Below are 13,251 nucleotides of genomic sequence, written 5' to 3' on the forward strand. Positions count from 1 at the left end.
TACCCTTTGGTTTGTAAATTCTATTGTTCTGCTAAAGCTAACAAGGTTACTTCCCAGACTAAGCGGGATTGGGCATAGTGACGTAGCTGTTCCTTCGCTTTCTCAAACTGATGGACCAAGGCCGAATTACCATAGGTGCGCCAGTATACCTGTTGATAGTAGTCTAGGAGCCACAGTTGAGAAGGGAGGTCCAAAGCTTGATCAATTTTTTGAGCTAGCCCCAGACAGGCCAGAGGCGTGTTGAGAGTCTCCAAATCTGCCTGCAAGAGATCTGGTGAAATAGAGTCTTGCTGATGCCAATGTGAGATCGCACCCCCAGGACTTCCCTGGGCCATCTCGATCAATTGAGGATGATCCAAAACTTCCGTATATCCAGCCTGTTTCAACACCTGTGCCATTTGCTCTGGATTCAGGCGGCAAAATGGAATGCGCTGACAACGCGATACCAACGTCGGTATCAAAGCGTCAATATTAGGTGCCAATAAAACTAACGTGGCATTGCCAGGCTCTTCTAAGCTTTTCAGCAGAGCATTAGCAGCGGCCTCATTCATAGTTTCCGCCCCTTCAAGCACTACGGCCAATCGGGATGCCTCCAACGGGGATTGGCTCAGAAACTGAGTCATATCTCGAATTTGGGCCAAGCGAATTTGTGGGTGACTTCTAGGCAGAGAAATGTCTTGTTCCTGCATTTGAGCCACCGTCAGCAATTTATTCTTATGTTTATAGGTGGGAGCAATCCACAGGCTATCAGGATGATTTTTGAGACTGCGCCGATCCGTTTGTTCCGGATCTAAAAGCAGACTTAGAAACTGTTCGGCAACGAGGCTCCGTCCAATCCCTTCCGGTCCAGCAAACAAATAAGCAGGGGCGACTCGCTGGGTTGAGATTGCCCGACTCAAATATTCAATCGCCGCCGACTGGCCAATAATCCCTGTAAACATTAGGGATACCATTTTTGGAGGTATGGCTCGAAACTCTCTTGAATCTGCTGGGCCACCACAGTATTGGGCTGCTGAGCTTCAATTCGAACAATCCGCTCTGCATATTGGCGAGATAAGTCTGTAAACCCTTGCCGTAATCTTTGGTGAAAAGAAATCTCATTAGCTTCCATGCGATCGGATTCAATCTCTGGATCCTGTTCCCGGTTATGGGTTCGGGCTAGCCCAGATTCGGCATCTATATCTAACCAAAAGGTGAGGTCACTCTCCAAGCCTTGGGTGGCAATTTGATTGAGCTGGTGAATTAATGTTAGGTCTAATGCCCGACCATATCCCTGATAGGCAATGGTGGAATCCGTATAGCGATCGCACAATACCAAAGACCCATGTTGTAAATGTGGCAGCAGACAACTTGACACATGTTGAGCTCGATCCGCGGCAAACAGCAATAACTCAGCCCTTTCATCAATGGCCTCATTCCCGGTCGCCGTCACATCCAACAACAACTTGCGGATTCCTTTCCCTAAAATCGTTCCCCCCGGTTCTCGGGTCGTCAGAACGGGGGAGTAATCACCCTGAATATGCGCCTTAATCCGGTTGGTCCAGCCGCTCCATGACAACCACTCATTTACCAAGTTGAGCTGAGTGGTTTTCCCCGCCCCTTCGCCACCTTCAAAAACAATAAATTTACCAAGCATGCATCAGCCATTGAAGTCATGCTCTCTATCTTGCACCGGAAATTGACTTTAAGCATCCGATTCAGGGTGACGATGCTGAAAATAAAGCTGTCGTGTCAGCTGTTGTCTCGCTTGAACATACTCCGGTGAGTGTTCGACCCTGCTTCCACTCTGTTCAGTAATACAGGCATCTAGTTCATCATTAAGTTTGTCAATCAGGGCCAGGGCATCTTCATCTTCTAAATAAGTTTGTAAATACAGCACAGCAATAATGTTATTGATATCTCGATTGGTCAAATTGACCCTACAATCCATGTAGCTTCTCCTACGATGCGGTAAAGTTCCCCCCACACCATTAGGTCAACATTCAAACTTGAGAAGACATGGAAATTCCAGTCAATCCTCATTCCAAATTGAAAAAACAATCGGAGAATGACCTATGTATCAGTTGATGTTTATTTTGAGTGACAGCAACCTGCGCCTCTCTTGAACTTAGCTACGGCAAATAGCTAAAGATAGAGATCAATGGCGATCAGTTGCATTTCCCCGCGACAACTCAAAACAATGAACAATTGTATTTAGCTCATCCAAGATAGCTTATTAAATCTCTACCGTCACTATTTAATAGGTAGACGCAGATAGAGGAACCTGCTGTTGTCTAGATTTATCTGCCTAAATGGATAGGATGGGTGAGTCCTTCCCCACCCAATGGAATAGTCGTAACAATGGGTACACAGTGAGTTGAGAGAGAATACGACGATGTCTCAACTTGTTTCCAGAGAAAATCTTCTAATTTAAATTAAGTAACGAGAAGTTAGCTTAACAAGCGTAAACCTTTTGAAGGTTATGTAAAAGTTCAGACGATTGCCCTGGGCTAATAAGTCTTTCAAGATGTCCCAGAGTCACAGGCTCGATTCAGGAGGGCTTTGAGCATTCGCAATATCTAATTCTGAGGGCATCGGGGCTTCCTGCCCGTCTGGCCATCTTCAGTAACTGACTGGGGACTAAGGGGGAGAATCGATCCCCACCTTAGACAGTGAGTGTCACAATAAATGAGTACACTCAACTTGAATGCCCCAATGGCTATAAATAAAGCCCAAATACGACGACTTCATGCTCGAATTGCACCCATATGGTTCCTGCCCCTTATCCTTACCTCTCTAAGTGGCTCTCTTTATCAAGTCGCCAATCTGAATAAAGCCAATAGTGATTTCTTTTGGCTACTCGATATCCATAAAGGAAACTTTGGCCCCCTCAAGCTAGAAGTCATTTATCCTTTTATCAATACCTTTGCCCTGCTGATGCTGGCAGTCACCGGCATCACTATGTGGCTGCAAACTCCTCGAAGAAAACGTTCATAAATGCGACCCACCGTCATCCTGCCGGGGTATCTGGCTTCGGCAACAGACTATCTAGATCTCCAACAGCAACTCAAGGTTTTAGGCACAGACACGACTATCGTTCCTCTACAGCGTAAAGACTGGTTTCCCACCCTGGGTGGACGTCCCATCTCACCTATTTTGGAACAGCTAGATCGTACTGTTCATGAAGTTCTTGGACGCACCCAAGCCCCTCAAGTCAATATCGTCGGCCATTCTGCAGGGGGGTGGATCTCTCGGATCTATATGGGGGCAGAACCTTATTGTGATCAGGTTTGGCAAGCTCAGCCTAAAGTGCATACCCTGATTAGTCTGGGAACCCCACACACCAGCCAAGAATCATGGACCCAACGCAACCTCAATTTCGTGAATGATAACTACCCTGGTGCTTTTCATCCTGAAGTGCAATACGTATGCGTTGCGGGTAAAGCCCTTTATGGCCAGCGTAGTTGGCGATTGGGGCAGTGGTTTACCTATAGCAGTTATAAGGTCACTTGTGGTGAAGGTGAATGCTGGGGCGATGGGGTCACTCCAATCATGTCTGCCCATCTATCGGGTGCCCTCAATCTAACCATCGATCAGGTGTGGCATTCGCCGCATCCAACCCAAGCTGTTCCTAGAAATACAGACTATCAATGGTACGGATCACCAGAGGTGATTAAAGGTTGGAGTTCTTATTTGGCATGACCTGTCAATAGAGTCCTACCTACGCAATGGCATCCCTTATTGCTCTAAGTTCTGGGGACAATCTCCTTGAAGCCATGAACAGAAAATCTCGCCCAAATCTAATCGGTAGCTGGCCGATTAACCCCATTGAGGCAAGAGCTAATCGGCCACTGATGATTTTCATAGAAGTCTCTATTTTCTATCTAGGGACTCAAAAATTGAGGATAGACTTAACGGGTAAAACTTAATCTCTTAGATCTGCGTAAATAGAACTTTGACAAAGTCAAAGGCCAATGAATAACTTGATGTTTTGAACGCTTTTTTTGAGTCAGATATTGATCTGATTTTGTAGAAGGGACTTCTATCCAACAATGGGGACAGAACCAGCTAACTCTATCAAAGTGGATTTGTCGTAGCAATGTATTCGAGCAGCATGGACAGTCAGTCATAAGCTTTGTGGAAATTATTGCTGGAAAGAATGATGCTGTTATGTGCTTACTTTAGGTTGCAATCATGAGGAAGTTGTGAGGGTAGCCTTAAACCTTCACGTCTGGGTATTGAGGAAAGCACTACTATCACTCGCTTTGCAAAAGTTTTATACCTAATGGGAAATCGACCAATAGGTGTGTAATAATCATCGCAATCTGGTACTTGCAATACTATGCGCCGCTGGCTTAAAAAATTATATGATCACCCATTTTTGCCTGCGGTAGCTCCCTTAGGAAATACTCCTCAAGATCGCCAGATCGCAGAACAATGGTCGACTTGGATGAAGCAACAGTGGCATGACCATGGCCTAAAAGAGCTGAAACAGCAGCGCAATTTGATGACGGAGGTGCGGCAGGCACTCAAGCAGCAACTCGGTGAAGAGCATGTGGTCGTAGAGACCATGAATTTCTCACGGGATGAGTGGATTCAAATCAATTTATCGATTAATGATACGGTGGCAGCTCGCAACGAACAGCAGGGGCTGATTGAACAGCCCGATGCCATTGTCGATCGCGCCAAAATGCTGCTAGATAGTCAGGATTGGTCAGAAGTCGCCGCTGGGTTAGCCGTAGTAACCGGACGTCGCTGTACAGAACTCTTACAAACCGCTGAATTTATCTTTTGCTCCCCCTATAGCGTTTGGTTTACTGGAGCACTGAAACGTCGAAAAGAGTCCATGGAGCTACGTTTTGAAATTCCTACCCTTGCTTCTGCTAAGCATGCGATCGCAGCCCTAGATCTCCTCCGGCAACGAGTCAATACCGTGGGATTGGATCTAGAAACCATTAATCGCAAGTACAGTCCCCCCGTAGCCAAAGCCTGCGATCGGTATTTTGCCGAACTGATTCCCCAGCGAGCCGGACGGGGTAATCTGTATACCCACCTATTTCGGACGATCTATGCTCGGATCTCTACCCATTGGTACGCTCCCCCCACTGTGGCGGATGTTGAGTATATGGCTGCGATTCAAGGCCATTTTTTGATCCAGAAGGAGCAGGATACGACGCTCCGCCGATCCCTTGCCTCCACTCGCCATTACAATGACTACAAAATTGGTGACGGCCAGGGCAATATAGATGGTCGTCAAGGTATCCGACTACGAGATCCAGGGGTGCAGGTCCTGCAAGTGTTCCAAAGTGCTGCCCCTCAAATTGAACCAGAACCCCTCACTGAATGGGAAGAACAACCAATGATCCGACCTGTTAAACGTCAACACCAGCGCCCTAAGCGGGAAATTTCCACCCTGAGACTTTACCAAGATGAACGGGATCGGTGGCTCCAGGTGCTCGACCAGTTTGAGCCTCGTGGCACTCAACAAGAAAAGATGTCTGTGCTGCTGGAATGGCTAGAACAATCCCTAAAAGACGGGACTCCTATGAGTGAGACCCCAGATGATTTAGACCAGCTAGCCCACCTGTTTATTGAGCCACTACAACCCCTCAGAGACCCAGAGGCTATCCGAAACCTGTGCCAGCAAGAAATTTCTGACCTGGAGCAGGACTACTATCCAGAGGATTATTTGCCCCTGTATAAACGAGCGATCGCAGAAGCAATACGCTCGGGGCAGCTCCCCCTAATTGATGGAAAGACAGCAGAACGAACCAGCTATACCAAAGAGGGGGTCAACTATGAGCAGCGCACCCATTATGCTCTGTTATTTCTAGACGATCTGGATCATGAATTGGAAGCTCCCGCATCTGATACGCCTCAACAAGTTACACCTATTAAATCGGACATTACACCTAAAATTGATTCAGCACCCAGTCAAGCCGACTCACCATCCACAACCGATCAAAAATTAGATACGTTAGCCACGGTACTGACACAGCTAGTACAAGTGATGCAGGGAGATTCGGTAGCTCCTCAACCCACTCCAGAACTAGACACTGCGCAGAATAAAACGGCCCACAAGAATGGCCATGCCTCATCTCAGCAGGCTAAATCTACAAAATCTTCCACAACAACGCCAGATCCAGAATCTTCTTCTCCCCAAAAGAGAGGCAGACGTTCAGGTAATACGTCTGCCGCTGCAGAAGCCAAAATCATCCAGGCCATTAACGCGATCATGGACTACAACAATGTTTCCACTCGAACCTTTGATGAAAAATGGATGATTAGCTCATCTATCCTCAAACGATTGACCAAGTCTTACCAAGGCGTGATTCAGCGGGTCCTAGATGCCCGCAAAGATGAAATTAAACTCCACCATCAGGCCCATGGTTTGAAAGGCCGTCATAATACTCGCCACGGTCGAGCTGGGATCACGATTGACCAAATAATTCAACTTGAGTTGGATTAAATTACCAGTACTCGGATACAGAATGGGTTGTTCGTAAACCCAAAGATATTCGCTAAAGTACGGCTAGTCAACTTTTTTATAGAAAACCTTGCTGCTCGCCAAATTTCTTGACCACTGGCATACATCGTCTTTGAAAAAAACTACTCAGTGTAGAGATAGGCAGATCAAACTCCTGAGAAATTTGATCCCATTGCATATCAGAGAAGATGCGCTTCAACAACAACACTTGGCAATTGGCATCAGGTCGATTGAGAATATGTAGCTCACGCAATTCTCCAGATGGATCTGTTTCCACCCAATGACGGGTCACTTCCAAAATAGGAGGGATATCTGGAGGAGCAGCAAGATTTGCCATAGTGTCACCAGCCTTATTAGTTCCAGTTGATGAGACAGGAGAACAAAATCTCGTATGATGCTGAGCCTTGTTGATCTGAAAGTCTCGTAAACGCCATTTAAGATACTGATTTAACCAGGTAATGATGCTGCTGCGTTCTGGGTCAAACTGCTTTCCGGTACCTGCTTCACATATATTCTGACAAAAATAAAGCCAAGTCAGTTGTAAGGCATCTTCATAATATGGAGTATGTTCATGCCAAAGCTTTTTCGATTTTTGGATAATCCTAATTATTTTTGATAAACATTGTTTTCTTTTATAGTGACCTGGAGGATATTGACGAGCTTCCAATAACAATGGCAGAACTTCTACGTCAATTGGATTTGAATCTCGATCAGTGATATTCATATGTCTTGCGTCGTCTAGAGAATAGCAAAGTCGAAAGCTATTAGTTCTTTACAAATTAATCACCCATAAAAATCCATCTTAAAAAAATTGCTGAAACACTTTAAGCACCTGAGGAGTCCTAAGCCCTCAAAACAACAAAACCATTTCCAGACCAAACCATGAAGTTACGACTAGTTCACATAACAACTGATAACTTGATGCTAGTAACGGCAAGCAACAAGTCCTTTATAATCGCAAAAAGCTATATGAGCAGAAGCTTCTAGAGTTAAAGGTAGCTCTCTAACCTATCAATTGCCATTAACTTTATTAGTGTTGTAATGGCCAGAAACCACCGCATCTAGATCTATGATTAACTTAGCAAGTTACATCTACCGTACATATCTTTTAGTGCATTCAACCTCGGCCTATGTATGACTCTGGCCCATTTCTCGATCATGAAAATGGGAGAAATCATTTGACCTATGGCCCAGTCCCTAGACGAAGGACAAAGCGTCTGCTGGAAGTTCTACTTGCCTATTCAAATGATGAATTCGAAATTAGTGAGCAGCTACGATCAAAAATCAGAGTCAATTGGCAGACAGACTATCAACTGGTGGTGGAGACGACTGTTCATGCCTTAGTTTCACTGACCCAATCGGATGCTTATAGTGGTCAGCTTGATAATAATCACGTTAAAACTTCACTCAAATTATTAGAAAAATTCTTAAATATCCTGGTAGATAATCGTTCTCAGCCCCGAGGATCGCACAAATGGAATTTTACAATTAAGCTCTGGTTTGATCGGAACCATACTGCAGATAATTTAGAAAAGTTTTACGACGAATGGGAGCGTCTCAGGCCTTCTAAATCCAAACAAGTCACTGACTATGGTTATAACACAAGCCAACCGATTTCTTCTTTACCCGATGTGTCTTATAGTGTTGCCGAAAACAATAGAACACTAAACGCTTCTCTGCAACATAGATCTGATACCCATAGCAATCAGCAATGCTCTTTCTCGACGGAAGCATATTTGAGACGGTATTCTGAGCGTCATGGCATTTTGAAAGTATTGGGGATGAGAGGGCCAGCTCAGCTGGATTCACTCTATACCACAATGCACTTACTGAATGAAGATTCTGTCCTTAGCTCTGAGTCCATCAATTGGCTCGAAGAAAACTACCGTCAGCGCAAGGTTTTCTTGCTAGAAGAAAAGCGAGCTAAACGACAATCTGGCATAGAGATAGCTAATGCATATCAATATTTGATGGTATTAGGTGGTCCTGGCACAGGCAAATCTACCTTCTTACGAAAAATAGGACTAGAGACCCTCCATAATAGATATCAAGAGAGCTATGAATATAACTGCATTCCCATCTTTATTGAGCTAAAAAAATTTAGCTTTACAGAAGTTGATCTGGAATCAGCAATTATTGAAGAATTCAAAATTTGTGGTTTTTCTAAACCGCAACATTTTTTAGAGAAAGCTCTGGTGCAAGGGAATTTGCTGCTATTGCTGGATGGGCTGGATGAAGTGCCGATGGAGCAAATGAGCGAGGCGATTTCAAAAATCCAAGACTTTGCCAATCGATTTCACCAAAATCGGTTCATCATTACCTGTAGACCTGCAGCATACAGATATAACCTCCGCAATTTCACAGATGTTGTGATTGCCGAGTTTGATGATCATCAGATCAGGCAGTTTATAGAGAAATGGTTTTATAATCAACCCCAACAGGGTCGAAAATGTTGGGAGCAACTCAATACTGATAGTAATACGGCAGCAAAAGAGCTGACTCGAACGCCATTACTGCTCACCATGCTTTGCCTTGTTTTCCAAAGGGAAGGACAGTTCCCGAAGCACAGAGCCACTTTGTATGAAAAGTCTCTATGGGTGCTTTTAGAAGAATGGGATGCCGAAAAGGATGTTCCGAGAGAAGGTATTTATAAAGGACTGGCAACAAAACGCAAAGAGATTATTCTGTCAAAAATTGCTTTTGATGCCTTTCAGAGAGATGAATTATTTATCACAAGACGAACGCTAACCCAGCAAATCGAGGAACTATTGAGTGAAATGCTTCCTGATATTGCTTTAATTGATGGCAAGAAAGTCTTGAAATCAATTGAATTACAACATGGTCTATTGGTTGAACGGGTCGAATCTGTATACTCATTTTCGCACTTAACCATACAAGAATTTCTAGCTGCTCAGTATATTTTTGCTCAGTCCAAAAATGATGATTTTCTTTTGCAAGACTTGATTGAACAATATTTAACGGATGACCGTTGGCAAGAAATTTTCTTGTTGTTATCAGGTATGAGTAAGGCAGATAAAATTTTACAAATCATGGACAGACATGCTCGAAGCTATCTAGACAGTTCTCCACCCCTCCAGAAGTTACTTCAATGTGCAGATCTGAGTACTCAAGATACAGAAGGTGATTTTAAGTCAGCAGCCAAAAGGGCTACTGCAATTGGACTCTTTTTCCCTGGGGTACATCCTCTCTATCCCATTACCCGCTTCTCAAACCCTGATGATGCTATCCTCAAAAAAAGACTTTATTATACCTATGACTTAGCCCGTGAGCTTACAGGTGCTCTTACGAATAGACGGCTGCTAACCCTAGCATTAGATCGCAATAGAACGACCGACACAGTGATGTATTGCGGCATAGAAAGCACCCATAAAAATGCATTTTTGCGTGCAATTAAGATTTCAATTATTAGTGCTAAAAAAATTCAAGGAAGCGAAAATATTCAATAATGTAGACTTCAATGAGCTGGTTAGAGCCCTTGAGTTGTTAAAAAGTGATATCCCAAGTGCATTAGCACCTTTCGAGGAGAATATGGAATTCGCTAAGCGTGCTCAGCAGATTTGGATTGATGCGTTTAAAGTTAATTTTGAATTGGTTAGCTTTTCTTTAAAAGACTTGAATTTATTGAATAATTACCTCAAGTCCATGATTGTTATCATTCACTGCCAGAGATCTTCTTTATCATACTCGCAATCAATATGGGACGGCATTGAATCCAGAATATTAGTTGCCAATAAATAATAGCTAGTAGAAATCTCAAAGCCTATCCCCTGACATTGAGCTAAACGGCTTTCAAGTCGAGTGAATGACTCCTATTTCACGATAAGCTAATGGCTAATTGGATTGTGCTTTAAAAATCTCTTCGTTCGGCCATCAATATACCCCCTATGGTGCTATTAAAATTTTGGGCTACTTGCTCTAGCATGTGTTTTGCCATTAGCACCTTAGTTAGCCCGTGTCTTGCAGCTCCACCTTCTACTCAGGGTCGAACGGGCCTCATCACCTCTGCCCATCCCGACGCAACACGGGTTGGTTTAGAGATCCTCAAGCAAGGTGGCAATGCTGTAGATGCTGCCGTGGCCACAGCGATGGCCATATCAGTGGCGGAACCCTTCTCCGCAGGGATTGGAGGAGGGGGATTCTTACTTTTGCGACTCGGGGAAACCAATCAGATGATTGCCCTAGATTTTCGTGAGCGGGCACCTCTGAAAGCAAACTCTCGACTCTACCTTGATGCAGAGGGGCAGGTGATTCCCCGAGCTAGTATTGATGGTCATCGAGCCGTAGCCGTTCCTGGCACCGTTGCAGGTTTGCAAGCTATTCACCAAAAATATGGTCGATTGCCTTGGCAAACGTTGCTGAATCCTGCAATCAAATTGGCGGAAGAGGGATTTGTGGTGAGCGATCGCACTCACCGTATCATCCTCCTGCGTCAAAAGGCTCTTGCAGCAAACCCCGCTGCTCAGAAGATTTTTCTCCCCAAGGGTCAACCGTTAGCCGTTGGCAGTCGCCTCATCCAAACAGACTTAGCTAACACCCTCAAACGACTCGCCCAGGATCCCCAGGCTTTTTACTCTGGCTCTATCGCCCTAGCGATTGCCAAGGATATGCAGAAAAATGATGGCATCGTCTCTCTCTGGGATTTAAAAACCTATGCCCCTACTTGGCGAGAGCCCTTATGTGGTGAGTTCCAACAACTGCAAGTCTGCTCTATGCCTCCCCCTTCTTCGGGGGGTGTTCATCTGATCCAGATATTAAATCTACTCACTTTAGGGCAGCCATTTTCTACAAAGGCAGATCATCCTGATTATTTACATGCCTTAGTAGAGGCCATGAAAATTGCCTATGCCGATCGCGCTGAATATCTAGGAGATACTGATTTCGTTGAGGTTCCAGTCCAGGAATTGATCAGTCCTCAATATGCCCAGCGTCGCTTTCAGGAGATTAATCCTAATCAAGCTCGCCCGGCGGAGCAGGTTAAGGCCATGAATTCCCAGACGTTGAAGTGGCTGCAAAAAGAGTCGAATGATACCAGTCACTTAAATGTAGTGGATCGCGATCGCAATGCCGTCAGCCTCACTTTTACCCTCAATTTAGGATTTGGGGCCGGGGTCGTCGTCCCAGGAACAGGAATCATTCTAAATAATGAGATGGATGATTTTGCGACCGCGCCGGGGGTCCCCAATGCCTTTGGGTTAGTTGGCAATACTCAAAATGCGATCGCACCCACCAAAAAACCCCTCTCCAGCATGACGCCGACCATCGTGACGGAAGCAGGGAAATTAAGGCTGGTGGTTGGGGCCGCCGGGGGCAGCACGATTATCACCACCGTATTGCAGTTAGTCATGAATGTTTTGGTCTTTGAGCAGGATGTAGCCACGGCGATTCATGCCCCTAAAGTTCATCACCAATGGCGACCTTTGCCCTTACGCATGGAAGAATGGGTGCAATTTCCTCAAACAACTGTGGAAGAGCTGAAACAGCGAGGACATGACATTCAAGGGAGAACTCAATGGGGCAATGCCAACTTAATTGAAGTGACGCCCCAAGATGAATTGTTCGGCGCTGCTGATCCCCGAGGAGAAGGGACAGCATTAGGTTATTAAAACCGTACGTCTCAAAAAACTAGAATCACAAACGGTGCAATTTTACTCTCAATACATAGAAAGTTTGCACGTATCAAGCCCAATCTTTTCGGGTATCTTAAGACAGAATAGAACCCACAACATCTCACTATTTAAGCCATTTCAGTCGCTCATGAAATTAGCGACTGGCACTATATTTTTCTGCAATTTAGTCAATTAAGCTGTTTTTTTCAGGAATATCAAGATTCACCTATTAACCGAACAACAAGTCCCTCTGCAGTCGAGACTTATCTTGGAACCAAATCTGGACCAACTCTTCAATATTTGCCCAGAGATCATCTGTCTATTGAAGCCCAACTACACTATCCACCGAGTAAATGATGCATTTACTCAGCTATTCGGCTGGGATACCAGTCGAGTCCAAGGGCGGTCTTTTCTTGATTTTGTCCATGTTGAATGGATACAGCAAACCCAGCAGACCCTCCAATCTACGATCAATCAGATCATCCCCAGCTTTGAAACCCTGCACTGCAAAGCAGATGGTAATCAGACCTACTTAACTTGGTCCTTTAGCTTTGACCCCAGCTCAAACTCCATCTTGGGCATCGCCCGAGAGAGTGAGGCCCTCAAACGATTTCAAGAGGGCATTCTGCAAGAGAATTTTCGCCTCACCGAACTGGCCTATACCGATTCCTTAACAGAGTTGATGAATCGCAGAGGGTTTCTCACCCAACTTCAGCAGTACCAGTCTTTTGCGACGCGCACTCAACGCCCCTTATCCATCTTGTTGCTAGATGTAGATTACTTCAAAACCTTTAATGATACCTACGGTCACTCTGCAGGTGACCAAGCCCTCGTACTCATTGCCGGCATCCTCAAAACCAACTTACGCCGAAGCGACTTGGCCGGTCGCTATGGTGGGGAAGAATTTGTGGTGTGTTTGCCGGACAGTGACCAGCAGGGGTCTTTTACAGTGGCCGAGTCGTTACGACAGGCGGTGGATAACTATGGCTGGCCCATTCAAGACGTTACGATCAGTGTGGGGATTGCGACTGCGATCGCAACTCAAGAATCCACCTATAAAACGGCCAAGGAACTGATCGATGAGGCCGATCAAGCCTTATACCATTCCAAACAATCAGGCCGAAATTGCTCCACCCATCACGCCAACCTATAGTTTCA

Annotated in this window: 11 protein-coding genes and 1 pseudogene; 8 read left to right on the forward strand and 4 right to left on the reverse strand. The window is 45.1% G+C overall.

The features are described 5' to 3' along the window. Positions 1-20: 20 nt before the first annotated feature. The 3 genes from HRE53_RS25615 to HRE53_RS25625 are packed head-to-tail and all read right to left on the reverse strand — an operon-like array spanning position 21 to position 1,930. Positions 21-953, reverse strand: coding sequence for a DNA polymerase III subunit delta' (locus HRE53_RS25615; protein ID WP_235108477.1), 933 nt, complete (start codon positions 951-953; stop codon positions 21-23). Then, on the reverse strand, positions 941-1,636 hold the full coding sequence (gene tmk, locus HRE53_RS25620) for a dTMP kinase (RefSeq protein WP_235108478.1): 696 nt from the start codon (positions 1,634-1,636) through the stop codon (positions 941-943). The genes HRE53_RS25615 and tmk overlap by 13 nt, the downstream gene beginning before the upstream one ends. Before the next feature lie 48 nt (positions 1,637-1,684). Next, entirely contained in the window at positions 1,685-1,930 is a 246-nt protein-coding gene (locus tag HRE53_RS25625) for a hypothetical protein (protein ID WP_212665942.1), read from the reverse strand. 764 nt (positions 1,931-2,694) lie between these two features. Between HRE53_RS25625 and HRE53_RS25630 the strand changes: the two genes are divergently transcribed. The 3 genes from HRE53_RS25630 (at position 2,695) to HRE53_RS25640 (ending at position 6,448) form a co-directional block, all read left to right on the forward strand. Next, positions 2,695-2,976 carry a PepSY domain-containing protein gene (locus HRE53_RS25630; RefSeq protein ID WP_212666247.1) on the forward strand — a complete coding sequence of 94 codons (282 nt, stop codon included), beginning with the start codon at positions 2,695-2,697 and terminating at the stop codon, positions 2,974-2,976. Continuing rightward, on the forward strand, positions 2,977-3,681 hold the full coding sequence (locus HRE53_RS25635; RefSeq protein WP_212665943.1) for a triacylglycerol lipase: 705 nt from the start codon (positions 2,977-2,979) through the stop codon (positions 3,679-3,681). A gap of 679 nt (positions 3,682-4,360) precedes the next feature. Beyond that, positions 4,361-6,448, forward strand: a complete 2,088-nt coding sequence (locus HRE53_RS25640) for a protelomerase family protein (RefSeq protein ID WP_235108479.1) — start codon at positions 4,361-4,363, stop codon at positions 6,446-6,448. Positions 6,449-6,524: 76 nt separating this feature from the next. On the opposite strand, the gene HRE53_RS25645 is transcribed toward HRE53_RS25640, so the two are convergent. Next, a complete protein-coding gene (locus tag HRE53_RS25645) occupies positions 6,525-7,190 on the reverse strand; it encodes a sigma-70 family RNA polymerase sigma factor (protein WP_212665945.1) in 666 nt (221 codons plus the stop codon). Between the two features lie 406 nt (positions 7,191-7,596). Between HRE53_RS25645 and HRE53_RS25650 the strand changes: the two are divergent. From HRE53_RS25650 to HRE53_RS25665, 5 genes and pseudogenes are all read left to right on the forward strand, one after another. Next, a pseudogene (locus HRE53_RS25650) lies at positions 7,597-7,962 on the forward strand (NACHT domain-containing protein); the annotation flags it as partial. Between the two features lie 408 nt (positions 7,963-8,370). Beyond that, positions 8,371-9,933 (forward strand): NACHT domain-containing NTPase, encoded by a 1,563-nt coding sequence (locus HRE53_RS25655; protein WP_235111260.1) that lies wholly within the window; start codon positions 8,371-8,373, stop codon positions 9,931-9,933. Beyond that, on the forward strand, positions 9,860-10,225 hold the full coding sequence (locus tag HRE53_RS35295; protein WP_396133405.1) for an NACHT C-terminal helical domain 2-containing protein: 366 nt from the start codon (positions 9,860-9,862) through the stop codon (positions 10,223-10,225). The genes HRE53_RS25655 and HRE53_RS35295 overlap by 74 nt, the downstream gene beginning before the upstream one ends. A 146-nt stretch (positions 10,226-10,371) precedes the next feature. Next, the gene (gene ggt / locus HRE53_RS25660; RefSeq protein ID WP_235108480.1) at positions 10,372-12,090 is read left to right on the forward strand and encodes a gamma-glutamyltransferase; all 1,719 of its coding nucleotides are present in this window, start codon (positions 10,372-10,374) and stop codon (positions 12,088-12,090) included. A 271-nt stretch (positions 12,091-12,361) separates the two neighbouring features. After that, positions 12,362-13,246 (forward strand): diguanylate cyclase, encoded by an 885-nt coding sequence (locus HRE53_RS25665; RefSeq protein WP_235108481.1) that lies wholly within the window; start codon positions 12,362-12,364, stop codon positions 13,244-13,246. Positions 13,247-13,251: the final 5 nt, after the last annotated feature.

The sequence above is a fragment of the Acaryochloris sp. 'Moss Beach' genome (assembly GCF_021497025.1).
GTDB lineage: Bacteria > Cyanobacteriota > Cyanobacteriia > Thermosynechococcales > Thermosynechococcaceae > Acaryochloris > Acaryochloris marina_A.

What these genes read in the sequence shown, in the direction of transcription:
- HRE53_RS25615 (WP_235108477.1), bottom strand. Translation starts at nt 953, where the DNA reads ATGGTATCCCTAATGTTTACAGGGATTATTGGCCAGTCGGCGGCGATT.
- tmk (WP_235108478.1), bottom strand. Translation starts at nt 1,636, where the DNA reads ATGCTTGGTAAATTTATTGTTTTTGAAGGTGGCGAAGGGGCGGGGAAA.
- HRE53_RS25625 (WP_212665942.1), bottom strand. Translation starts at nt 1,930, where the DNA reads ATGGATTGTAGGGTCAATTTGACCAATCGAGATATCAATAACATTATT.
- HRE53_RS25630 (WP_212666247.1), top strand. Translation starts at nt 2,695, where the DNA reads ATGGCTATAAATAAAGCCCAAATACGACGACTTCATGCTCGAATTGCA.
- HRE53_RS25635 (WP_212665943.1), top strand. Translation starts at nt 2,977, where the DNA reads ATGCGACCCACCGTCATCCTGCCGGGGTATCTGGCTTCGGCAACAGAC.
- HRE53_RS25645 (WP_212665945.1), bottom strand. Translation starts at nt 7,190, where the DNA reads ATGAATATCACTGATCGAGATTCAAATCCAATTGACGTAGAAGTTCTG.
- HRE53_RS35295 (WP_396133405.1), top strand. Translation starts at nt 9,860, where the DNA reads ATGCATTTTTGCGTGCAATTAAGATTTCAATTATTAGTGCTAAAAAAA.
- ggt (WP_235108480.1), top strand. Translation starts at nt 10,372, where the DNA reads ATGGTGCTATTAAAATTTTGGGCTACTTGCTCTAGCATGTGTTTTGCC.